The organism is Corynebacterium neomassiliense, assembly GCF_900626215.1.
GTDB lineage: Bacteria > Actinomycetota > Actinomycetes > Mycobacteriales > Mycobacteriaceae > Corynebacterium > Corynebacterium neomassiliense.
Genome location: NZ_LR131106.1, coordinates 2,633,698 through 2,657,349, shown reverse-complemented (window position 1 = coordinate 2,657,349; position 23,652 = coordinate 2,633,698). Strand labels below are relative to the sequence as shown.

The 23,652-nt window shown below is 68.5% G+C and carries 19 protein-coding genes and 1 tRNA gene; 12 read left to right on the top strand and 8 right to left on the bottom strand.

The window, feature by feature from the left end:
- Nucleotides 1-37 precede the first annotated feature (37 nt).
- On the bottom strand, nt 38-1,327 hold the full coding sequence (gene purD / locus E0E18_RS11620) for a phosphoribosylamine--glycine ligase (protein ID WP_130840949.1): 1,290 nt from the start codon (nt 1,325-1,327) through the stop codon (nt 38-40).
- Nucleotides 1,328-1,363: 36 nt separating this feature from the next.
- On the opposite strand from purD, the gene E0E18_RS11615 reads away from it, so the two are divergent.
- The 3 genes from E0E18_RS11615 to E0E18_RS11605 are packed head-to-tail and all read left to right on the top strand — an operon-like array spanning nt 1,364 to nt 3,543.
- Nucleotides 1,364-1,792, top strand: coding sequence for an HIT family protein (locus E0E18_RS11615; protein ID WP_130840947.1), 429 nt, complete (start codon nt 1,364-1,366; stop codon nt 1,790-1,792).
- A 10-nt stretch (nt 1,793-1,802) separates the two neighbouring features.
- Nucleotides 1,803-2,774: an esterase/lipase family protein gene (locus E0E18_RS11610; RefSeq protein ID WP_237559764.1), complete on the top strand. Its 972-nt coding sequence runs from the start codon at nt 1,803-1,805 to the stop codon at nt 2,772-2,774.
- 31 nt (nt 2,775-2,805) lie between these two features.
- Nucleotides 2,806-3,543, top strand: a complete 738-nt coding sequence (locus E0E18_RS11605) for an alpha/beta hydrolase family protein (RefSeq protein WP_237559763.1) — start codon at nt 2,806-2,808, stop codon at nt 3,541-3,543.
- A 30-nt stretch (nt 3,544-3,573) separates the two neighbouring features.
- On the opposite strand, the gene E0E18_RS11600 is transcribed toward E0E18_RS11605, so the two are convergent.
- Together E0E18_RS11600 and E0E18_RS11595 are read right to left on the bottom strand one after the other, a co-directional pair.
- Nucleotides 3,574-5,064 (bottom strand): sensor histidine kinase, encoded by a 1,491-nt coding sequence (locus tag E0E18_RS11600; RefSeq protein WP_419866064.1) that lies wholly within the window; start codon nt 5,062-5,064, stop codon nt 3,574-3,576.
- Between the two features lie 161 nt (nt 5,065-5,225).
- Entirely contained in the window at nt 5,226-5,960 is a 735-nt protein-coding gene (locus tag E0E18_RS11595) for a response regulator transcription factor (protein WP_066585211.1), read from the bottom strand.
- Between the two features lie 132 nt (nt 5,961-6,092).
- On the opposite strand from E0E18_RS11595, the gene E0E18_RS11590 reads away from it, so the two are divergent.
- A complete protein-coding gene (locus E0E18_RS11590) occupies nt 6,093-6,866 on the top strand; it encodes a L,D-transpeptidase (protein WP_237559762.1) in 774 nt (257 codons plus the stop codon).
- On the opposite strand, the gene crtI is transcribed toward E0E18_RS11590, so the two are convergent.
- Both crtI and E0E18_RS11580 read right to left on the bottom strand, forming a co-directional pair.
- Nucleotides 6,856-8,523, bottom strand: a complete 1,668-nt coding sequence (crtI, locus tag E0E18_RS11585; protein ID WP_130840940.1) for a phytoene desaturase family protein — start codon at nt 8,521-8,523, stop codon at nt 6,856-6,858. The two genes, E0E18_RS11590 and crtI, sit on opposite strands and share 11 nt — an antisense overlap.
- Nucleotides 8,520-9,395 carry a phytoene/squalene synthase family protein gene (locus E0E18_RS11580; RefSeq protein WP_237559761.1) on the bottom strand — a complete coding sequence of 292 codons (876 nt, stop codon included), beginning with the start codon at nt 9,393-9,395 and terminating at the stop codon, nt 8,520-8,522. The genes crtI and E0E18_RS11580 overlap by 4 nt, the downstream gene beginning before the upstream one ends.
- A 91-nt stretch (nt 9,396-9,486) precedes the next feature.
- Here E0E18_RS11580 and E0E18_RS11575 point away from each other — a divergent pair, with 91 nt between their 5' ends.
- From E0E18_RS11575 to E0E18_RS11550, 6 genes are all read left to right on the top strand, one after another.
- A complete protein-coding gene (locus tag E0E18_RS11575; RefSeq protein ID WP_078057229.1) occupies nt 9,487-10,806 on the top strand; it encodes an MFS transporter in 1,320 nt (439 codons plus the stop codon).
- 160 nt (nt 10,807-10,966) lie between these two features.
- The gene (locus tag E0E18_RS11570; protein WP_130840938.1) at nt 10,967-12,763 is read left to right on the top strand and encodes a BCCT family transporter; all 1,797 of its coding nucleotides are present in this window, start codon (nt 10,967-10,969) and stop codon (nt 12,761-12,763) included.
- 40 nt (nt 12,764-12,803) lie between these two features.
- On the top strand, nt 12,804-13,382 hold the full coding sequence (locus E0E18_RS11565) for a helix-turn-helix domain-containing protein (RefSeq protein ID WP_110481966.1): 579 nt from the start codon (nt 12,804-12,806) through the stop codon (nt 13,380-13,382).
- Nucleotides 13,383-13,624: 242 nt separating this feature from the next.
- Nucleotides 13,625-14,593, top strand: coding sequence for an agmatinase (gene speB, locus E0E18_RS11560; protein WP_130840936.1), 969 nt, complete (start codon nt 13,625-13,627; stop codon nt 14,591-14,593).
- 4 nt (nt 14,594-14,597) lie between these two features.
- Complete coding sequence (locus E0E18_RS11555; RefSeq protein WP_130840934.1) at nt 14,598-17,243, top strand: NAD(P)-dependent oxidoreductase; 2,646 nt, start codon at nt 14,598-14,600, stop codon at nt 17,241-17,243.
- Between the two features lie 32 nt (nt 17,244-17,275).
- Nucleotides 17,276-18,814, top strand: coding sequence for a sodium:solute symporter family protein (locus E0E18_RS11550; RefSeq protein WP_130840932.1), 1,539 nt, complete (start codon nt 17,276-17,278; stop codon nt 18,812-18,814).
- A 6-nt stretch (nt 18,815-18,820) separates the two neighbouring features.
- Here the strand turns inward: E0E18_RS11550 and E0E18_RS11545 are convergent, their stop codons facing one another.
- The 3 genes from E0E18_RS11545 to E0E18_RS11535 form a co-directional block, all read right to left on the bottom strand.
- Nucleotides 18,821-20,161, bottom strand: a complete 1,341-nt coding sequence (locus tag E0E18_RS11545) for a D-serine ammonia-lyase (protein WP_130840930.1) — start codon at nt 20,159-20,161, stop codon at nt 18,821-18,823.
- A gap of 72 nt (nt 20,162-20,233) precedes the next feature.
- Nucleotides 20,234-21,163: a hypothetical protein gene (locus tag E0E18_RS11540; RefSeq protein WP_202616740.1), complete on the bottom strand. Its 930-nt coding sequence runs from the start codon at nt 21,161-21,163 to the stop codon at nt 20,234-20,236.
- A 424-nt stretch (nt 21,164-21,587) separates the two neighbouring features.
- Nucleotides 21,588-21,660, bottom strand: a tRNA-Thr gene (locus E0E18_RS11535).
- Nucleotides 21,661-21,747: 87 nt separating this feature from the next.
- Between E0E18_RS11535 and thrE the strand changes: the two genes are divergently transcribed.
- Together thrE and E0E18_RS11525 are read left to right on the top strand one after the other, a co-directional pair.
- Nucleotides 21,748-23,256: a threonine/serine exporter ThrE gene (thrE, locus tag E0E18_RS11530; protein ID WP_066585177.1), complete on the top strand. Its 1,509-nt coding sequence runs from the start codon at nt 21,748-21,750 to the stop codon at nt 23,254-23,256.
- 45 nt (nt 23,257-23,301) lie between these two features.
- Nucleotides 23,302-23,652 (top strand): hypothetical protein, encoded by a 351-nt coding sequence (locus tag E0E18_RS11525; protein ID WP_130840926.1) that lies wholly within the window; start codon nt 23,302-23,304, stop codon nt 23,650-23,652.

The window sequence follows — 23,652 nt, the reverse complement described above, 5'->3', positions numbered from 1 at the left end:
AACGGTGGGGGCTCTGCGCGTCCTGGGCACTTCGGTTCTACTCCGGTACCTGTATGCGGCCTTCGACCGCGGCGAGGCCGATGTCCGACCGGTAGTGTCCGCCGGGCAGGGACACTGTCGCGAGTTCGCGGTAGGCGGCGTCCCTCGCGTCCTCGAGGGTCGCCCCGGTTCCCACGACGTTGAGCACCCTGCCGCCGGCTGACACCAGGCCGGGCCCGCCGGCGGGGTCGGCGGCGACCCCGGCGGCACGCACTCCGCGGGCTTCGTCGCCGGCGGCGGCACCGTCGAGGGGTACGCCTGTGACCGGGGCTTCCGGGTATCCTCCGGCGGCGAGTACCACGGTCACCGCGTACCCGTCCCTCCATGTCAGCGGGGGGAGTTCGGCGAGCCGGCCTTCCGCCACGGCGGAGAGCACTCCGCCCAGCGGGGTCTCCAGCAGTTCGAGCACCGCCTGGGTCTCCGGGTCCCCGAACCTGCAGTTGAACTCGACGACTGCGGGGCCGTCATGGCCCCAGGCCAGTCCCGCGTAGAGGAGTCCGGAGAACGGGCATCCCTCTTCGACCATCTGCCTGGCCACGGGGGTGCACACCTCGTCGACGATGCGCTGCACTCCGTCGGCGGGCAGCCACGGCAGGGGTGTGTAGGCTCCCATGCCACCGGTGTTGGGCCCCTCGTCACCGTCTCCGACCCGTTTGTGGTCCTGGGCCGGCAGCAGCGGAACCACTGTCGGTCCGTCGACGAGGCAGAAGAGGGAGATCTCGGGCCCGTCGAGGAAGCTTTCGAGCAGTACGGGGTTGCCTGCTGCGTGGACGGCGCGTATGTGTGCCCGCGCCTCGTCCCTGTCGGTGGTGACGACCACCCCCTTACCCCCGGCCAGGCCGTCGTCCTTGACCACCCAGGTGGGGCCGAACCGGTCGAGGGCGGCTTCGATGTCGGCATCTCCGGCTCCGGTGCCCACGGTTTCGGCCCGTGCCGTACGGACACCGGCGGACGCCATGACGCCCTTGGCGAAGGCTTTGGAGCCCTCGATGCGGGCGGCTGCACCCGAGGGACCGAAAACGGCGAACCCTGCCTCACGCAGGGCGTCCGCCACTCCCGCGACGAGGGGGATCTCCGGGCCGACGACCACCAGGTCCGGGGCCAGGGCGCGGGCCAGGTCGACCACGGCCGCGGCGTCCTCCCCCCGTGTCTCCGGGTGCAGGGTGGCGACTGCGGCCATTCCGGGGTTACCGGGGGCCACGTGCACCTCCGTCACCTGGGGGTCCTGCGAGAGCGAGTAGGCGAGGGCGTGTTCACGGGCTCCGTTGCCGATGACGAGTGTGCGCATGGTCAACGATCTTAACGGGTCGCTACGATCGGACCCATGGCCTCCGTCTTCAGCAAGATCATCGCCGGTGAACTTCCCGGCCGTTTCGTGTACCGCGACGACACCGTCGCAGCGTTCCTGACCATCGAACCCGTCGCCTACGGGCACACTCTCGTCGTCCCGGTCGAGGAGGTGGACCGGTGGACCGACCTCGACCCCGCCCTGTGGGCCCACCTCAACGAGGTGGCCCAGCGCATCGGCGCGGTCATCGTCGACGCCTTCGACGCCCCGCGTGCCGGCTACCTCATCGCCGGGTTCGAGGTCCCCCACACCCACATCCATGTCTTCCCTGCCGCGGACATGTCCGGCTACAACCTCGCCACGGCCCTGAGCATGGACGAGACCGACCCGCAGAGGATGGATGACGCCGCGGAGAGGATCCGCGCGGGTCTGCGGGCCCGTGGTGTGGAGAACGTCCCGGGATAGGACTGTCACCGTGAAGGACAACGGGAACAGTGACGGGGTCCCTGAGGACCTGACCTCCTACATCGACGCTCTCACCGCCGCTGCGGCCGCCGAGGCCGCCGACCCTGGCCAGCATTCCTGGTCTGAGCAGCTCGCCTCGTTCTCCGACGGGTTGCGCAACACCCTGGGTTTCACCTCCCGGCTGGTGAAGCTGGCCCCCGCCCCGCCGGGTGAGGACGCCGTGCCCATCGGCGCGCGGCAGAGTTTCGCCGGCTACGTCGACGACCTCTGGTGGGCCCGGCCTGTCGACCGTCGTCCCTGGCCGGTCGTTCTGGTGCACGGCACCATTTCCTCGAAGGCGGTGTGGCAGAACCTCGTCACCCGACTGCGTGACGACGGTTTCGTGGTCTTCGCCCCAGACTACGGACGCCACGGTACCGGTGAGATCCGCCAGTCGGCGATCGACGTGGGCGCGTACATCAACCAGGTGCTGCGGGCCACGGGGGCGGAGAAGGTTGACATTGTCGCCCATTCCCAGGGTGGGCTTCTGTCGCGCTACCTCATCAACGAGATGGGCTTCGACGACCGGGTCCATCACCTCGTCACCTTGTCGGCCCCCCACCACGGTACGTCGTTGAACGCGCAGCTGACGTCCCTGCTGTCCACCAATGAGCTGGCGGCGAAGGTCGCCGAGGCGACGGTGGTCCGGATGATGGGGGTCGCCGGGATGCAGCAGGTGGTCGGTTCCCCCCTGCTCAACGACCTGTCGTATTCGCCGGAGACCCGGCCGGGGGTGCGTTACACCTGTCTGGTGACGAGGGTGGACACGACGGTGGTCCCCCCGGAGTCGGGGTTCCTCACCGGGGACAGCGGCGGAGAGACCGAGGTGACGAACCGTTATGTACAGGACCTGGGGGCCGGGCGTGTGCTGCACAACGAGATGCCCTCCGACCCGGAGGTGCAGCGCATCGTCCATGAGGTCCTGGTCGCGGGTCTCGGATGACTGTCGGGGCGCGCGTGGCACAGTAGGTGCCGTGACTGACCCTGAACGTGTTCCCTGGATCGGCCGGCTCCTCGACCGTCTCCCCGACGACGCCTGGGAGGAGTCGCCTCACCGGCGCCCCTACCCGCGCAGTGACGACCCCTCCACCCGCCCGGTGGTGCTGGTCCACGGGGCTGCCGGGTCCCGCAGCAACTTCACCGGAGTGGTCCCTGCTCTCCGTGCAGCGGGTCACCCCGTGCTCTCGGTGTCCTACGGCCACCACGGCACCACCGGTCTCCGCACCAGTTTCACCCGCGTCCGCGCCCTGCTCACCGGGATCGTCGCGGACGCCGGCAGGGTCGACCTGGTGGGTCATTCCCAGGGCGGACTCATCGCACTCGCGGCGTCCGGCACCCCTGATCTCCGTGGGAAGGTCGGCAGGGTGGTCGGTATCGCCGGCAATTTCCGTGGCGTGTGTCGCCCACGGTTCCTGCCTGCCCGGCTACCTCTTCCGGTTCCCGCCTGGTCGGACAACCTTGTGGGGTCGCCCGCGCTCGCCGCTGTGCTGGACTACACCCGTCGCTCCACAGTGCCGGTGGTGCAGGTCCTGTCGACGGCCGACCGGATCGTCCCGGTCGACCGGGCCCGGGCCTTCCTGTCCGACGACCCGGTCAGCGGGGTGCCCGCCCACCGCGGTCCGGTACGTGTCCTCACCGTCACGGGGACCGCCCACGAGAACCTGCCCTACAGCCGGGAGGTCGGTGAACTGGTCGCCGGGGTGCTGGGGTGACAGGGTGCCAGGGTGACAGGGTGCCGGGGTCTAGCTGCGGCCGCCTGTGTCCCCGAGGTCCCCGGCGTCACCGAGGTCCCCGGAGTCACCGAGGTCCTCGAGGTCTTCAATGTCCCTGTCGTCGAGCATTTCCGCGGCGGCGGGCAGCCGGACCCGGAAGGTGGTTCCCTCACCGAGTTCACTTTCCACCGTGATGGTCCCGCCGTGAGCCTCCACCAGGCTCTTCACGATGGAGAGGCCGAGTCCCGAACCTCCTGAGGCTCTCGAGCGTGACACGTCGGCCCGGTAGAACCGTTCGAAGAGGTGGGGGACGTCGGCGGCGGGAATGCCCGCCCCGTCGTCGGTCACGTCGAATCCGACGGTCGCCGGTTCAGTCCCGGCGGGGGACCTGGTGAGTGTGAGTGTGACCCGGGCGTCCTCACCGCCGTGTCTGAGGGCGTTGGTCAGCAGGTTGCCGATGACCTGGTGCAGACGGTCAGAGTCACCGATGGTCAACGGAATCGACCCGGTCCCGTTGACGAGGGTGATCTCCCGGCCCGGGAAACCGGCGCGCGCATTCTCGACCGCGGCGACGCCCAGGTCCAGCAGGTCGACCGGGTCGCGGCGCATGGGACGGCCCTCGTCCATCCGCACCAGGGTGAGAAGGTCCTCGACCAGCAGGCTCATCCTCCCCGCCTCCGAGGAGATCCGGTCGATGACCATGTCGGCGTCTTTCGTGGCACCGGACTTGTAGAGGTCTGCGTAGCCGCGGACACTGGTCAGCGGGGTCCGCAGCTCGTGGGAGGCGTCCCCGATGAATCTGCGCATCGACGCCTCGGCCTCACGCGCCTGGCGTTCGGAGTTGTTCATCGCGATGAACGCGCCCTGGATCTGGGCGAGCATCCGGTTCAGTGCCCCCGACAGCCGGCCGACCTCGGTGTTGGGGGACCATTCGGGGACACGTTCGTCGAGCTGCCCCTTGGCGATCCGTCCCGCTGTCCGTTCCACCAGGTACAGCGGTTGCAGGGCCCGTCGTATCAGGTAGAGGCTCGCCACGACGAGAAGCACCAGTACCACCAGCCCGATGGTCACCAGCACCACGATCAGCTGGCTCATGATGTGGAACTCGCCCTCCATCGGCAGTGCCACGACTGTCACGGACCCGGATTCGTTGATCACCGCGGCGGCGCGCCACGGTGTCATCGACGAGGAACCTTCCCTGGCGGGGACCGTGACCGGCGGGGTCTCCTCCGTGAGACTGGACACGTCCGGAGCTGAGGTCCAGGACGCCGGGATGTTGACGTAGACCGTGGTGCCCCTGTCGATGATGCTGACGTAGAACTGGCTGGGCGGACGCGAGGGCCCGGGCTGGGTGTCGCTGCCCGTGGCGGAGTCGCCGAGGGAGGAGTCGGTGGGACGGTTGGCCCACTCGCGTGTCGCGGTGGTGAGCTGCTCATCGACCCGGTTGACGAGGAACTGCTGCATCATCCCGGTCACGACGGCACCGGAGACGGCGAGACCGAGGGCGGCGAGGGTCGTCATCACGATGACGAGCGACACCCTCAGCGGAAAATGGGACAGGAAGACCCCGGGGTACCGCCGCCGGGTGCCTTCCCGCACGCCGGAACGGATACCGGATCTGCCGCCGGCTCTGGTACTCGCCAAAAGTCAAGCTCCCGTCGGTAGTCCTGTCGTCTGCCGGGTCAGTTCCGCGGAAGACGCAGGACGTAGCCCACACCACGGACGGTGTGGATCAGTCGCGGGTCCCGGGTGTCGATCTTGCGTCGCAGGTAGGAGACGTAGGACTCCACGACGTTGCCGTCACCGCCGAAATCGTACTCCCACACCGCGTCGAGGATCTTGGCCTTGGAGACCACCACTTCGGCGTTGATCATGAGGTAGCGCAGGAGCTTGAACTCCGTCGGCGACAGGTCCACGACCTTCCCCGCCTTCGTCACCTCGTGCATGTCGTCGGAGAGTGTCAGGTCGGCGTAGGTGATGAGGGACTCGTCCTCCTTCTCCTCCGGCTGTACGCGGCGCAGGATGACCCGCAGCCGGGTGATGACCTCCTCGAGGGCGAAAGGCTTGGTGACGTAGTCGTCCGCGCCGAGGGTGAGGCCGTGGATCCGGTCGTCGACGGCGTCCTTCGCGGTGAGGAACAGGACCGGGGCGTCGTCACCGGCTTCTCTCAGCCTGTTGAGGAGGGTGAACCCGTCCATGCCGGGCATCATGACGTCGAGGATGTAGGCGTCGGGGTGGAACTCACGGGCTATCCCCAGTGCCGTGGCACCGTCGTTGGCGGTGCGGACCTCGAAGTCCTGGAACTCGAGGCGGGCCTTGATCAGGTCGGCGATGTTGGCTTCATCGTCGACGACGAGCACCCGGGTGCCGTGGGCGGAGACATTCTGGTGGTTCTGGTGGGTCAGGGGCACGGTCATGGGTCCTAGTCTGGGGAGGCAGTCCGGAAATCAGGTGCAATGCCGCTGTATTTTACCTGTGGAACTGCCACGTGTTCCCCGGTAGGTCGGGAAATCCCGTGGACGGCGGGGCCGGCAGGTAGAATTGTCGCCGTGACGAACAACTACACCTACCGCGGACGCCACCGCGCGACCACTGCGCAGACTGTGACCACCCGGACCCGCCGGAGCATCGCGCTCGCCGGCGCCTCGGCCGCCGCCCTCGCCGGGCTCGGTGCCGGGCCCGCGGCCGCTGACCCCGTCGACGATCTCCGTGCCGGGATCACCGACGGCGCGCTCAACGCCCACGACAGTGCCCTCGCGGCGCTCGACACCCTCGACGCCCTCGACACAGTCCCCGAGATCCCGCAGGAGGTGCGTGACGTCTACGGTCAGGGCGTCACCGACCTGACCGACGCCGTCGCCCCCGGGGCCCTCGCCCAGCGTGAGGCCGACCGTGCCGCGGCCCGTGCCGCCGCCGACGCCGCCACGGCGGAGCAGTCCCGCAGGGACGCCTGGAACGACACCTCCTCGACCCCGTGCCCTGTGACCGCGGACGCCTGCGTCGACCTCGACGGCAGGCGGGCCTGGCTGCAGGACGGCGGGAACACCGTCTACGGTCCCGTCTACATCTCCTCCGGCGCACCCGGGGCGGACACCGAAACCCCGCGCGGGACCTTCCACGTCACCTACAAGGTCCGCGACGAGGTCAGCCGGGAGTTCAACAACGCCCCCATGCCGTACTCCGTGTACTTCACCAACTCCGGGCACGCCTTCCACGAGGGTGACCCCGACGTCGAGTCGGCCGGCTGCATCCACCTGTCCGGGCCGGATGCGGTGGCCTTCTTCGACGCCCTGGAACCCGGCGACGAAGTCTTCATCTACTAGAACCGGAACTGTCCGGCAACGGGGCCCGGCCGGGTGTCTCCCGCCCTGTCTCCAGCCTCTCGAGGACGTTTTCCGCGCTGATGAGACACATCGGCACGCCGACGCCGGGGGTGGTCGTCGACCCGGCGTAGAACAGGTTCGACACCGCCCGTGACCGGTTCGTCCCCCGCAGGAACGCCGACTGCCGCAGGGTGTGCGCCAGTCCGAGTGCCCAGCCGTGCCAGGAGTTGTACCTGTCGGCGAAGTCCGCCGGCCCCAGGGTGTGGCGGACCACCACCCGGGACGCCAGGTCCGGGATTCCCGCACGGTCGGCCACCAGTTCGGTGACCCGGTCCGCGATCCGCGCCACCCCTGCCGATTCCACGGACCCCTCCCCGGCGTGGTCGCCGTGGCCCAGCGAGGGATCCGCGGCCGCGGGGACCAGGATGAAGAGATTCTCGTACCCGTCGGGGGCCACGGCCGGATCCGTGGCAGACGGCCTGGACACGTACACGGACTGCGAGACCCCCTGCCCGGCCGGGGTGCCGCCGCCGTCGAACACGGCGGCGAAGTCGGGTCCCCAGTCCCTGCTGAAGATGAGTGTGTGGTGCGCGAGTTCCGGCAGTGCCCCGCGGACGCCCAGCATCACGACCACGGCACCCACCCCGGCGTCCACCTTCCCCCAGTGCCTCTCCGGGTAGGTGCGCAGTCCCTCCGGGACCAGGGTGGTCTCGGTGTGGTGCAGGTCGGCCGCACTGACGACGACATCGGCGGGCACCACGGTGCCGTCCGCCAGTTCCACGCCCGTCGCCCGGGCCCGGGCCGGCCAGATCCGGCCGAGACCCGGCACCCGGCGAAGGGGGTTGGCCCGGGGCCGGTCGGTCCTGACGGACGTCACCTCCGCCCCGGTCCGAACCTGTGCACCGTTGCCGACGGCCAGGCGGTGGAGGGAGTCGACGACGGCGGCGAAACCGCCCACCGGGTACTTCACCCCCTGGACCAGGTCGGTGTAGCTCATCAGCTGGTACATGGCGGGCAGCGCCGAGGGCCTGGACGAGAGGAACACCGCCGGGTACGACAGGATCTGGCGCAGCCGCCGGTCGTTGAACCTCCGGTCCACCAGGTTCTCCAGGGAGCCGGTGAGCAGCCGGGCGAGGCGTCCTGAACGTTTCAGCACCTCGGGTGCGAGGAACGGTGCCGGGGAGGTGTAGCTGGTGTAGAGGAAACGGTCGACGGCGGTACGGTAGGTGTCCCCCGCCTCCCTGAGGTAGCGGCGGACCTCGTGGCCCGCGCCCGGTTCCAGGGACTCGAAGAGGTCGGCGACAGGGTCCTCCCCCACCGGCACGTCGACGGGGGGAAGTCCCTCCGACAGCACCCGGTAGCCCGGGGACAGGTCCACCAGGTCGAGTTCGTGGGCGGTGTCCGTCCCCATGAGGGAGTAGAAGCGGTCGAACGCCTCGGGCATCAGGTACCAGCTCGGGCCGGTGTCCCACCGGAACGCGGTCCCGCCGTCCCAGGGTGTCGTCAGCGACCCTGCCCGGCCTCCGAGGTCGTCGTTCCTTTCCAGGAGGGTTACGGAGTACCCGTGGCGGGACAGGAGTCCCGCGGTGGCCAGCCCTGCGACTCCTCCGCCGACCACGACGACACGGACAGGGTCTCCGCTGCCCCGGGCCGTCACGACAGCACCGCCCTTCCCGCAGCCTTTGCCGTGACCAGGGCCTTCACCGGTGCCGGGACGCTCACCCGGACCGCGCGGGGGCCGGTGAGATCGTCGACGGGCGTGGCACGCAGGCGGTCGAGGAGTTCCCGGTACAGTGCCGCGGCCGCGGCGACGCCCGCCCTCGCGCCGACGGGCAGGGCGGGGATCCGGGTGCATCCGACGTCGAGTTCGTCGGAGCATTCGTCGAGAAGCCGGTCCCTGGCGTCCCCGGTGAACGGTTCGGGCAGGTAGCTGCGGTGCAGGACGGAGGTGTCCGCGCCGATGTCACGCAGGAAGTTGATCTTCTGGAACGCCGACCCCATCGATGACGCCCCCTCACGCAGCCAGTCCCGGTCAGCCGTGACCGAACCGTGGGTGATGAAGATGTCCAGGCACATCAGGCCGATGACCTCCGCGGACCCGTGGATATAGGACGCCAGGGACCGCCTGTCGTGCACGACCGGGTCGAGGTCACTTCGCATGGAGGTGAAGAAGGCCTCCATGTCGGCGGGGTCCAGCCGGCAGCGCCGCGCCGTCCCCGCCCAGGCGTGGAGCACCGGGTCGGTGTGGAAACTGCGTCCGGGGGCGGATGTCACCGCCTGCGCGTACGCGTCGAGCAGTTCCCGGACACGCTGCGGGGATTCGCCTGCCGTGGTCGCGGCACCGTCGACGATCTCGTCGGCGACACGGACCACCGCGTAGAGGTTGCGGATGTCACGCCGCACCGGCCGGCCGAGGAGCCTTGTGGCGAGGGTGAAGGAGGTCGAGTAGCGGGACATGACGCCGGCGGCGACCCTGTCCGCCAGGTCGTCGTACAGGGTCCCGGGTTCCAGCCTCCACCGTGATTGCACGGCTCAACTCTAGCCGGTGGGGGGACAGGGTACCGACGGAACACGGGGAAGAGGCGGGGGTGTCCACGGCGGACGCCGTATTCTCGTGACCATGAGCGCACCCGCCCCCGCCGCAGACGCTGTAGTGTCGTCCGTCCACCGCACCGACCGTCGGACCGTCACCGCCTGGGCTTTCTGGGACTTCGGTTCGGCGGCCTTCAACGCCGTCCTGGTGACCTTCATCTTCTCGGTGTATCTCACGGATTCGGTGGGGGACTCGGTCTCCGGCACGGTCGGTGCCTCGACCTGGTACGGCGTGGCCATGGCGCTGGGCGGGGCCGTCATCGCTCTGACCGCACCGGTGGTGGGACGCCGTTCTGACGCCCGGGGCCGGCGACGACGGGCGGTGCGGACCTGGACCCTCGTCACGGTGGCCCTCATGGCGGTCCTCGTCGTCGTCGGTGACGACGCGCCCGGCTACTTCTGGTTCGGGGTGACCGTCATGGCGGTCGCCTCGGTGACCTTCCAGTTCGCCGAGGTCGGCTACTTCGCGATGCTCAACCAGGTCTCGGTTCCCGGGACCGTCGGCAGGGTCAGCGGTTTCGGGTGGGCGATGGGCTACTTCGGCGGGATCATCCTCCTGCTCCTGTGCTACGTCGGTTTCATCGCCGGCGAGGGTGACACGCGCGGGCTCCTGGGCCTCCCGGTCGAGGACGGGTGGAATGTGCGCGCTGTCGCACTGTTCGCGGCGGTGTGGTTCCTCGTGGCGTCCCTCCCGTTGTTCCGTCGTATCCCCGAGGTGCCCGCCACCGTGGGTGGTGCGGCGGGTGTCGGGTGGCGGGACTCCTACCGTGCACTCTTCCGTGACCTCGGGATGCTGTGGCGCACCGACCGCCGGGCGGTGTGGTTCCTCGTCGCCTCAGCGGTCTTCCGTGACGGTCTGGCCGGCGTGTTCACCTTCGGTGCGATCCTCGCGGTGTCCGTCTACGGGTTGTCCGACTCTGATGTGCTCCTCTTCGGTGTGGGTGCCAATGTCGTCGCTGCAGTGGGCGCACTGGTGGCCGGCCGGGTCGACGACCGGGTGGGACCGGTGCCGGTCATCGCGGTGTCGCTGGTGCTGATGGTGGCGGACGCCCTGGTGCTCTTCCTCGTCGACGGTCCCGCCATGTTCTGGGTGTTCGGGCTCGTCCTCTGCCTGTTCGTCGGACCGGCACAGTCGGCGTCCCGGTCGTGTCTGTCGCGGATGTGCCCGCCCGGGCGGGAGGGGGAGATGTTCGGTCTCTACGCCACCACGGGGCGGGCGGTGAGTTGGCTGGCTCCGGCAGCCTTCGCCCTGTTCACCGGGGTTTCCGGCAGTGACAGGGCGGGGATTCTGGGCATCGCGCTGGTGCTGCTGGCAGGTGTCGCCCTGCTCCTGCGGTTGGCGAGGTAGCACCGTCGTCACCTGAGGTTTTACGTGGCTTTTACCCTGGGTGGCCATCCCCGGGGTGCGACCCGGCTGAGTGTCCCATAACGTGAAAAACCTTACCGGAGTTGCGTAGAGTGCAACCCGTTGCGCTTTACGATGAGACACCCACGGAGAGAAGACCGCCATGTCCCACCAGGAAACCGCCGAACTGCTCGATGAACTGCGCCGGTCCAGACGACGACGCCCTTTCCGACTTCCACCCCGACTGGACCCCTGGGTCTTCGGCTTCGCCGCCGTACTCGCCGTAGCCTTCGTCATCTGGGGGTTCACCTCCCCCGACAGCCTCGGCTCCGTCGCCTCCTCCATGCTCGACTGGACAGTGTCGAAACTCGGCTGGCTCTTCGTCATCGCAGCCGCAGTCATCACCCTGTTCATCCTCGTCGTCGCACTGTCACGACGGGGACGGATACCGCTGGGCCGCAACGGCGAACCCCCCGAGTACCGGACCCTGTCGTGGATCTCGATGATGTTCGCCACCGGCATGGGCATCGGACTGGTGTTCTACGGAGTCGGGGAACCCCTCTTCTTCTACATGTCCCCTCCCCCGGACACCGTCGCCGCCCAGACCCCCGAGGCCGGGGTCACAGCCATGGGGACCGCCCTGTTCCACTGGTCACTGTTCCCCTGGGCGATGTACGCGCTCGTCGGCCTGGGAATCGCCTACGGGACCTTCCGGCTCGGCCGCACCCAGCTGTTCTCCTCGATGTTCGAGTCGCTGTTCGGCCGCGGCGTCGTCAACGGCCCCGGAGGACGGGCGATCAACATCCTCGCCATCCTCGCCACCCTCTTCGGGTCCGCCTGTTCCCTGGGCCTGGGCGCACTGCAGATCGGAGGCGGAATCGTCTCCGCGGGCATCGCCGACTCCGTCGGCAACTCCCTGCTCATCCTCATCATCGCGATCCTCACCGCATGCTTCGTCGCCTCCGCCGCCTCCGGAATCTCCCGGGGCATCCAGTGGCTGTCGAACATCAACATGGTGCTGGCACTGCTGCTGGCGGTCCTCGTCTTCATCGGCGGGCCGACCCTGTTCATCCTCAACATCATCCCGCAGACGGTCGGCAACTTCATCGACCAGCTGCCGCACATGGCGTCCCGCACCCCCTCCGACGACCAGCCCGAACTCAAGGAGTGGATGTCAGGGTGGACGGTGTTCTACTGGGCCTGGTTCATCTCCTGGACCCCCTTCGTGGGCATCTTCATCGCCAGGATCTCCCGCGGACGGACCATCCGCCAGTTCGTCGCCGGCATCCTCATCGTCCCCTCCGTCGTCTCCCTCATCTGGTTCGCCGTCTTCGGCGGCGGGGCGATCGGACTGCAGGAACGGGCGGAACGGGCCGGTGACGTCTCGGCGATGCTGTCGAAGGAGGCCGAAGGCGGGGACATCAACTTCGACACCGTCCTGTTCGACATGCTCAGGCAGCTCGGCCTGCCCGGGGCCGTCCTCACCGTCGTCACGGTGATCACCGTGCTCCTCATCGCCATCTTCTTCGTCACCGGCGCCGACTCCGCCTCCATAGTGATGGGCGGACTGTCCGAGAACGGTGCGGTGGACCCCTCCCGCAGGACGGTCATCTTCTGGGGTGTGGCCACCGGAGCGGTCGCGGCGGCCATGCTGCTCGCCGGAGGAGACGACCCCTCCGCCGCCCTCACCGGACTGAAGAACATCACCATCGTCTCCTCCGTCCCCTTCCTGTTCGTGCTGCTCCTGCTGTGCGTCAGCCTGTGGCGGGACCTCTCCCGCGACCCCATGGTCATCCACTACGACCTGGCTCGGGTGGTCCTGGAGAACTCCGTGCACGAGGGTGTGGAGGAGCACCACGGCAAGCCGTTCATCATGCAGTCGGTGGAGGCGGAGTACGTCGAAGACCCCGAAAAACTCGTCGAACACGGAGATCTCGACCGCAGACGGCCCCGGGAGTGACCTCCACCGTCCTGCGCTGCAGATGTGAGACCATGGTCCAATGCGCTCACTGCCACTGGAACCGGAGAACCGCCGTATCGAGATCGGTGCCCGGCTCCGCGCCATCCGGAAGGCCCGCTACCTCACCATCGACGACGTCGCCAAGGTCAGCGGCCTGACCAAGGGGTTCATCTCCAGGATCGAGCGCGACCAGGTCTCCCCGAGTCTCAACACCCTCGTGGAACTGTGTGACGTGCTCTCGATCCAGATCGGTTCCCTGTTCGAACCGCTGGAGGTCCAGGTCGTCAGGGCCGGCGAAGGCCCGCACCTCGAGCTCGGGGGCATCGATGCCGAGGAGCGGCTGATCTCTCCGCGGCACGAGTCCCGGGTGCAGGTGATCCGCTCCACCATCGGTCCGGAGGGACGCTCCGGCGACGAGCTCTACTCCCTGTCTGCGGACGTGGAGCTGATGCACGTGCTCAGCGGAGAGGTGGACGCCATCTTCTCGGGGGACAGCTGGCGCCTCGGCCCCGGCGACACCGCCACATTCAAGGGGACCGAACCGCACAGCTGGTCGGTCGCCAGCCCCGGGGGCGCCGAGGTCATCTGGGTCCTCGTCCCGGCACTGTGGAAGCTCTGACGCAAGCTCTGACCTCCCGATCTCTAACCTCCCGGACACATTTCCGGAACACCGGGGTAAACAACCCTGCCTATTTTCAGTTCACGAGGCCGGGAAACCCCCGGTCTATTCGTCGTTTCCACATGATGTGACGCACGACATTCCCTCTTGACAGTGTGATGCACCTCTACTAATTTCGCCCCTGTCAGGCTTACTGTCAGACATCATCTGTTTCCCGTTAGGCAACTTCGGAGGTTGTTCCCTTGTCCACTCACATCGGTCCCGTCGACAGTTCCAGAGTCCCCCGCTACAGCGGCCGCGACGGTTTCGCCCGACTGCCACGCCTGGACCAGGTAGACCACGCAGACATCGTGCTCGCCGGCGTCCCCTTCGACACCGGCGTCTCCTTCCGCCCCGGAACCCGGTTCGGGCCGACCCACATCCGTGAATCCTCCCGCCTGCTGCGCCCCTACAACCCCGCCATGGACGCCTCCCCCTTCGAACTCGTCCAGGTCGCCGACGCCGGAGACATCCCCGTCAACCCGTTCGACATCCGTGAAGCCGTCGACGCCGTCGAAGACGCAGCCTTCGGACTCACCTCGGACGGAACCCGGCTGATCCCCCTCGGCGGTGACCACACCATCGCACTGCCCCTGCTGCGCGCCGCCGCCCGCCGCCACGGACCTGTCGCACTTCTGCACTTCGACGCCCACCTCGACACCTGGGACACCTACTTCGGCGCCGAGTACACCCACGGCACCCCCTTCCGCCGGGCCTTCGAGGAGGGCATCCTCGACACCGAGGCACTCTGCCACGTCGGCACCCGCGGCCCCCTCTACGGCAAGCGTGACCTCGAGGACGACCGTCGCTTCGGCTTCGGCATCGTCACCAGCTCGGATGTCTTCCGCCAGGGCGTCGACGAGATCATCGCCAAGCTCCGGGACCGCATCGGAACCCGCCCCGTCTACATCTCCGTCGACATCGACGTGCTCGACCCCTCCCACGCCCCCGGCACCGGCACCCCGGAAGCCGGCGGCATCACCAGCCGGGAACTCCTCGAGATCCTCCGCGGTCTGCGGGGACTCAACATCGTCGCCGCCGACGTCGTCGAAGTCTCCCCCGCCTACGACCACGCCGACATCACCGGTATCGCCGCCTCACACGTCGCCTACGACCTCGTCACCCTGCTGGCGCTGCGGCGCAGCGAAGAACGCGCCGCAGAGCAGGCCTGAGACCATGGCACACGTCCACGTCACCGACACCGGAGGACTTGACGTCACGCCCGCCGTCGACCTGCTCACCGCCGCAGGTCACTCGGTGACCTTGCCCGGCACCGGCACCGGCACCGGCACAGACCACGCCACGGCCGGAGCACCCGCGGACACCGAAGCGCTCATCGTCAGCTTCGCCAGGATCGACGCCACCGCCCTCGACGCACTCCCCCACCTCCGGGTCATCGCCACGACCACCATGGGAGCCGACCAGATCGACACCCGAGCCGCCGCCGCACGCGGTGTGGAGGTCCACACGCTTCCCCCGCTGTCCGCCGAAGATGTCGCCACCCACGCGCTCGCCGGCACCCTCAGCCTCCTGCGACGACTGCCGCAGGCCCGGGCAGCCGCACCGGAATGGGATTTCACCCGGATCCCCGTCCCGCCCCGGATCAGCGGACTCACCGTCGGGATATACGGGATGGGCAGAATCGCCGGACTCTACGCCCGGTACGCCCGACCCCTGTTCGGTCACGTCGCCGCCTACGACCCCTACCTGCCCGCAGACGCCTGGCCGGAGGGGATCGACCGGGTCACCGACCCCGACGACCTGTTCCGCTGTGCCGACGTCCTCACCCTGCACGTGCCCCTGACAGAACAGACCAGGCACACCGTCAACGCCCGCACGCTGGCCCTCATGCCGGCCGGATCCCACATCGTCAACGTCTCCCGCGGGGAACTCGTCGACGCGCAGGCGCTGATCCGTTCCCTCGACAGCGGCCACACCGCCGGGGCCTTCCTCGACGTCCTCGAGGACGAACCACCGGCCCCGGACAGTCCCCTGCTCCACCGGGACGACGTCACCGTCACCCCGCACACCGCGTTCTACAGCTCCGCCACCGCCCGGAGCTACGTCACCACCCCGGCGCGCGCCGTCGCGGACGCCCTGGAACGCACACAGAACCACAGCCCGTCCCCGACGCCCAACCCCGACGCCCACCCAGGACACACCATGAACGAACACACCCGCACCGGCGGCGACGTCGTCGTCGAGACACTCACACGTCTCGGCGTCACCGACGTCTTCGGCATACCCGGACAGCACGCCCTCGGACTCTTCGACGCCCTGGGACGCAGCGACATCCGGTTCATCAGCTCCCGGGTGGAGAACAACTCCGCCTTCAACGCCGACGGTTACGCCCGGGCCACCGGCAGGGTGGGCGTCCTCCTCGTCTCCACCGGACCGGGGGCACTGACCACACTCGGAGCACTGCAGGAGGCCTACGTCACCGGCGTACCCGTCCTCGTCATCTCCAGCCAGGTGCCCCGGCGCGGTCTCGGAGGCACCCGCAACGGGCTCCTCCACCAGCTCGACGACCAGCAGAAGAGCGCGCAGAACGTCACCCGGTACACCGCCGTCGCCCGCGACGCCTCCCACATCCCCACCCTCCTCACCGACGCCTGGTCCGTGGCGACCACCGCGCCCGCCGGACCGGTGTGGGTCGAGATCCCGGAGGACGTCCTCCTCGGCCCCGCCGACATTCCCCCGGTGACCGACATCCGGCCCCGGCCGACACCCCGGCCCGCACGGTCCGAGCTCACCGCCGAAGCTGCGCGGCTGCTGGCGTCCTCCCGACGCCCTGTCATCCTCGCCGGCGGAGGAGTCCGCCGGTCCCCCACCGGGAGCGGGGGCCTGCGCCGCGTCGCCGAAGCTCTCGACGCCCCCGTCGTCTCGACCGTCGGAGGAAAAGGCGCGTTCCCCTTCGACCACCCGCTCAGTGCGGCATCCTGGATCGAGGACCGGTACACCACAGACCTGCTCGAGGATGCCGACGTCCTCCTCGCCGTCGGAACCTCACTCGGCGAGGTGACCAGCAACTACTTCACGCTCAGCCCGCGCGGTACCCTCATCCAGATCGACGCCGAACCCCGGGTCCTGTCCTCCAACCACCCGTCGCTCGGGATCCCCGCCGACGCCGGCGAAGCGCTCAACGCCCTCGCCGACGCACTCGCCGACGCACTCGCCGAGACGCCCGCCGAGACGCCCGCCGACACACCACGCCGGGACGGCAGCACCGTCGCCGCGGAACTGAGGCAACGGGTCGGGCAACGGCTCGCCGACCAGGACCTCGCACCGGAGCAGGGCGTCCTCGCCGACATCCGCGCCGCCACCCCCGCCGACACGGACACCTTCTGGGACATGACCATCGCCGCCTACTGGGCGTGGTCGGCCTGGGACCCCCGCGAAGGTGGATTCCACTCCGCCCAGGGCTCCGGCGGACTGGGGTTCGCCTTCCCGGCCGCCCTCGCGGCCGCCGTCGGCTCCGGCCGTCACACCCTCGCCGTCTCCGGTGACGGCGGGGCGATGTACGGCATCGCCGAACGCGCGGCCGCCAGACAGCACGACGCGGACGTCACCTGGCTCATCGTCGACGACGGCGGATACGGCATCCTCCGCGAGTACATGACAGACGCCTTCGACAGGACAACCGCCACCGAACTCGCCCGACCCGACTTCGTCGCCCTCGCCGGAGCCTTCGGAATCCCCGCCCGCCACACCGACCCGGAACACCTCCGCGACACTCTCGCAGAAGCCCTCGCCACCCCCGGACCGTCTGTCGTCGTTCTCGGAGCGACCCTGCAGATGTTCGCCCCCACCCACCTTTCCTGACCACCCGGACCACACCCGTTAGGTGCACCACCATGACCCTCGACATCCTCATCATCATCGCCTACCTGCTCTGTATGCTGGCCTTCGGCTTCTGGGGCAAACGCAGGACCCGTAACTCCAGTGACTACCTCGTCGCCGGCAGACGCCTCGGACCCGTCTTCTACACCGGCACCCTCGCCGCCGTCGTCCTCGGCGGCGCATCCACCGTCGGAGGGGTCGGACTGGGCTACCGGTACGGGATCTCCGGCATGTGGCTCGTCATCGCCATCGCCACCGGCGTGATCGTCCTCAGCCTCGTCTTCGCCGGACCCATCCAGAAACTCCGCGTGTTCACCGTCGCCCAGGTGCTCCAGCTGCGCTACGGCGTCAACGCCACCGGCGCCTCCGGGATCGTCATGGCGTTGTACACCCTGATGCTCACCGTCACCTCGACCATCGCCTACGCCACCGTCTTCAATGTCCTGTTCGAGACCCCCCGCTGGGTGTCCATCATCATCGGCGCGGCCACGGTCATCATCTACTCCACCATCGGCGGGATGTGGTCGATCACCCTCACCGACATGGTCCAGTTCATCATCAAGACCGTCGGCGTGTTCTTCCTGCTGCTGCCCGCCGCATGGCACAGGGCCGGGGGACACGACGGCATCGTCGAGAAGCTCGGGGACGCCGGTGAGGCGCACTTCGACATCATGAGCATCGGCGGGGCGACGATCATCACCTACTTCGTCGTCTACACCTTCGGCATGCTCATCGGGCAGGACATCTGGCAGCGGGTCTTCACCGCACGCACCCCGGGCACCGCCAAGTGGGGCGGCACCGCCGCCGGCGTGTACTGCCTCCTCTACGGTGTCGCCGGAGCGCTCATCGGCACCGCCGGCGCGGTGATCCTCCCCAGCATGGAGGTCAACGACGACGTCTATGCCGCGATGGCGGAGACGGTCCTTCCGGTCGGACTCTCCGGCCTGGTTCTCGCCGCGGCGGTCGCGGCGATGATGTCCACGGCGTCCGGCGCGCTCATCGCCTGCTCCACCGTCTGCCGTACCGACATCGTCCCCCTGCTGCGCCGCCTCACCGACCGTTCCTCCACCCCCGCGCCCGTCGTGGACCCGGAGAGCGACGTCAGGAAGAACCGGGTGTGGGTCCTGTGCCTCGGCGTCATCGCCACGGTGATCGCCATGCTCATGGATGACGTGGTCGCCGCCCTGACAGTCGCCTATGACATTCTCGTCGGAGGACTGCTGGTCGCCATCCTCGGCGGGTTCTTCTGGAAGCGTGCGACCGGAGCCGGCGCACTGGCCTCCATGGCAGTCGGCACCGTGGTCACCCTTGTGACGATGGCGCTCACCGACGTGCTCGCCAATGAACCGATCTACTTCGGACTCGCCTCCGCCCTGGTCACCTACATCGTCGTCAGCCTGGCGACCAGGCCGACCGACCCGGCCGTGCTGGAGGTGTGGAACGGCCGGCTCGCCGGAACAGAGGTCGCCGAATCAGACAACCCGGAGGACGCCGTGCGCTCCCGCGGCACCACCCCCGCAACGCAGGGGACCCCGGTCGGGCCCGTCGACTGACGGGTGTCAGCCGCCTGTCGGCGGATTGCCGGCAAGCAGCCGGCGGCCCTCCCCGAGCAGGGCAGCGAACTCGTCCTCCGGCAGGAGCGAACCGCCGGTCAACCAGGCGACGTGGGTACCCTGCGTCTGCACCTGACCCTGCCCGACCGCTCCCGCGGCCCTGAGTCCCGCGCACGCGGACGGCTCGAGCTTCAGCCCGGCGACATCATGGGCCAGCGCGAGAGTGCGCAGCAGATCATCGTCCGTGACGGTGACACAGGCGTCCACGAGATGCCCGACAGCTTTCCCGACGAGACCGGAGGGACGCCCCACTGCCAGACCGTCGGCCAGGGTCCGGCCGCTGAGCCCCACCTCCGCGACACTGATCCCGTCGTCACGGCCGGTCAACCTTCCCAGCAGGAAAGCCGGGGCAGCCACCGGCTCAACGAAGACGGGGCGGACCGCATCCCCGAACACGCTTGACAGTGCACAGGTGATTCCGCCCGGGGCACCGCCCACACCGCAGGGCAGGTACACGTACAGCGGGTGTGCCCCGTCCACGGTGACGGACAGGGCGGCGAGCTGGCCCGCCAGTCGGCGACCCGCCACCGCGTAGCCGGCGAAGAGGCTGAGTGAACTTTCGTCGTCGATGAAACGGGCGTCCGGGTCAGCTGCCGCGGCCGCACGTCCGGCCCGGACCGCCCCGGTGAAGTCAGTGCCGTGTTCGACCACCTCCACCCCGGAACCGCGCAGCCGCTCCTTCTTCCACTGCCTGGCGTCCCTCGACATGTGCACGGTGACGCTGAAACCCAGGGCCGCGCCCGTCAACCCGATCGACATACCCAGGTTGCCGGTCGAACCGACGACAATCCGCCTGGTCGACATCACCTCACGAACCTCGGGGTCGAGGAACACGGCCGGACCGCGCCCCAGGTCCACGCCCAGTTCACGGGCGGCCCCCAGCGCCGTCTCCAGCACCTCGTGGACCCCACCCCGGGACTTCACCGACCCGCTCACCGCCAGGACATCATCCCTCTTGACCCACAGGTTCCCGGGCACCCTCCACCCCGCCCCACCGAACTGACCGTCCAACGCCTCCGCAAGCGCCCCGACCTTCACCAACGGAGACTCGAGAATCCCACCGGTGCCCGCGGTCTCCGGGAAAAACTCCTCGAACAACGGGGCGAACCAGCGGAAACGGTCCTCCGCGGCGTCCACCAGATCCGGAGGGACAGTCTCCCCCGCGACCGCGCCCGACCGGTCCGGAGACCACACGGTAGGACGCCCGGACACCACATCCTCGAAAACCCGGCGTGCCTGCCCTGCGGGAAGCTCACTTCTCAACCTGTCCAGCACCGTCTGCACCATGAGCAGAGGCTACAACGCGGAAGGGCGGTCGGGTGGCGTCCCCGGGGTGCGCCGCACCACCGAGCGGTCCGGTCAGGGAACCGTCAGACCGTACCTGAGGAAGATGGCGTCCGCGAGTGCGAAGTCGGTGACATAGTCGGAGTCACCCGGGGAGCTGGAGAGGAACCCGACCAGCAGTACGGTGTCCGTACCGGTTCTGATGTACGCAGGGGAACCGGAGTCACCGCCGACACTGTACGTTCCGGCCCTGATGTACGTGTCCGTCAGGGCGAGAACCTCGCCGCAGGTCTCCCCGGTACGGCTTCCGAACTTGCAGATTTCAGTGCCGGGTTCGATGGTGTCGGAGTCCGCGACTCCGGTGACGGAGTACTTTCCGGCGATGCGGGGGTCGTAGCCGACGCCCTTGTCCGCGGTGCTGATAATCGAGAAGTCACTGACGTCGGTGTACGTGGGTCCGACGGGGTCTCCACGGTACTCGGAGACGACCGTCGTGCCGATACGCCGGTCTCCGAGGGAGGTGTCGTCCCGGTAGACGGAGCCTTCGACACCGCAGTGTCCGGCGGTGACCAGCACCCGCTGCCCGTAGCGCTCGGCGAGGGCACCGAGAGTGCACAGGGAGTGCTTCCCGGTGTCCGCCTTGATGACGTTGAGGGACTCTCCGGGAGTGGTGAGGGGGAAGGCGGTGTAGTCACGGACCTTACCCTGCATGCCCTGGGTCACAGCTCCGCCGAGGAGGTCAGCCTGGTACCTGTCCGAGGAGAAGTGTTCCGCGAACGTGGGGATACTGTCGTCGTCGACCGGGGAGGAGGAGCTGACGGTGGTGGGGAGGTCGCCACCCGGCTCAACAGTCGGTTCAGCAGTCGGTTGAGCAGTCGGTTCAGCAGTCGCGGCGGCAGACAGTACCGCGTACAGTTCCGGAGACAGCTGACCCTGGTCAGAACAGGACGACAGCACTGCCACAGTGAGAATCGCAGAGACAACTTTGAGCTTTCGGCCCATCATACTCCTCTGAGGGAAACTAGTTTCCGCACGGTACTTTCATACTGTCCGGACGTGGAACACGCTCCGCCGAGAGTCGGTGCGCGGGGTCCGTAGGTGTGACACCGCGGGAAGCGCACATGTTCCCCTCCGACGGGCTCTCACAGTCAGTGACACCCGGTACACCCCCCGACCGTCCCCCACCTGTCCCTGACTGTCGGGCCTGCCTGAGGTGCACGCCAGAGGCATGTTGCCGCGGCATCGTCCCGCAGGGTCTTCCCGCAGTGTCTTTGCCTGACGCGGACCAGTAGCTGCACCGGGGGCACGGAAGAAGTCCGCTGTTCCGTCGGACACCGGAACGTGATCGGTCCGTGCGCCCGGGACATAAGCCTGGGCGCACGAAAGAACCCCGTCCGGAGAGTCTGCGACGCTCCGACCGGGGAAGTTGAGCTGGAGACGAGACTTGAACTCGCAACCTACGGTTTACAAGACCGTTGCGCTACCGATTGCGCCACTCCAGCGGGTGAAAGAACACCGTCGGAGACTTTAGCAGGCCCGGTACCGTTCCCGTGTGTCAGCCCCCGGAGGCTGTGTCGTAGGGTGGCCACATGACCGGCATCGTCACCCGGATGCGCACCCGGGCCCGTTCCGTGCGCAACGCGGCAGTCGACCTGCTCGCAGGGGGAAACAGATCGACGATCGACACGATCCGGATGGCTCCCCCGCCGTCACCCCTGGCCCCTGTGGACCTGACCGATCCCCTGGCCGTCCACAGGGTCACCGACGTCGCCGCGCGCATCGGTGATCTCCTGCTGGGCTCGGGTACCGGCAATTCGGACACCAAGGCCCAGATCCTCGCCGTCACCTCCGCCTACGGGCTGTACGGCTGCCATGTCGACATCACCCTCAACACCATCACGGTCTACACCCGCAGCACCGACCACGCCGACCCTCCGGTCATCACTTTCCGGGTCGTGAACGCTCTCAACACGGATTTCTCCCGCCTCACCGAGGTGGACCGGCTGATCCGGTCGATCGTCGGCGGTGCCACACCTGTCGAGCAGGCGGCGTCTATCGTCACGGAGATCGAGAGGAGTCCCCTGCCCTACCGGCTGCGGTGGGTGCCCCCGGCCTGGGGCGTTTTCGCCGGGTTCGTCGCACTGCTCCTCGGCGGAGGCCCGGTCGTCGCGGTGATCTCGGTGGTGACCACCACCATCATCATGGCGGTGAACATGTGGCTCAGCGGCAGGCGCCTGCCGTTGTTCTTCCAGAACGTCATCGGCGGGGTGATAGCGACCGTCCCCGCAGCGGTGACCTACAACTTCGCCCGGATGCTGCACATCAGTCTGTCCCCCTCCCTGGTGATAGCCGCATGTATCGTCGCGATGCTGGCCGGTCTGACCCTGGTCCAGGCACTCCAGGACGGGGTCACCGGCGCCCCCGTGACCGCGTCTGCACGCTTCTTCGAGACTGTCCTCATGACCGGCGGCATCATCGCCGGAGTCGCCGTGGGTATCCAGCTGATGAGCAGAATCGGCATGACCCTGCCCCCGATCGATACCTCGACGCCTGACCTCGGCGGTGTCGGGGGCGTGGCCCTGCGGATTCTGGGCGGCGTCGGTGCGGCGGCGTTCTTCTGCGTCGCCGAATTCTGCGACAGACGGGCCCTCGTCGTCGCCACCTTCACCACTTTCGTGGCATTCACCGTCCACCAGCTGGCCATGCCGGTGGTGGGCCTGGACTCCGTGTCCGCGGCAGGTGCGGTGGCTGTGCTGATCGGACTGGCCGGCGGCCTGCTGTCGCGCCGCTACCTCATCCCCCCGCAGATCACCGCCATCTCTGCCATCACCCCCCTGCTGCCCGGTCTGTCGCTCTACCGGGGCATGTACTCACTGCTGTCCGACCAGCTTGTCCTCGGCCTGTCCAGTCTCGGTATCGCACTGGCCACGGCGACGGCCCTGGCTGCCGGGGTGACCTTCGGGGAGTGGGTCGCCCGCCGTCTGCGACGGCCCCGGATCCTGCACCGGGATCTGGGCCTGCGGCGTCCCCGGGTACACCGGGCACCGCGCCACTGGAAAGTCCGGGCGGATCGTGCGAGGCGTCGACGCCGCAGGTAGAATGGTGCAACTGCAACCGCATGTCTATCTCAAGAGGGAGCACCAGTGCCGCCGAAGGTCACCGACAGTCAGACCACCAGCGCAGAATCCCTGCACACCGTGGAAAGCGAGACCGCTTCCGCAGCCCGGCGTATCGTCGCCACCTATTCGACCGACAACCTTGACGCCGCAACCCTGATGTGCATGCTGGGCGTGGAGCCGGAGGGCCTGATCCACCGCAAGGTCGCCGCCGAGTTCGCCCCGCCGGAGCCGGAGAAGAAGACCCGGCGCAAGACGACGAAGAAGACCACCAAGAAGGCCGCGGCGAAGAAGACCACGGCAAAGAAGTCCGCCGGGAAAGCGGCAGGTAAGTCGGCTGACCAGTCCGCCGCGTCGAACACCTCCGACGAGAGCTGA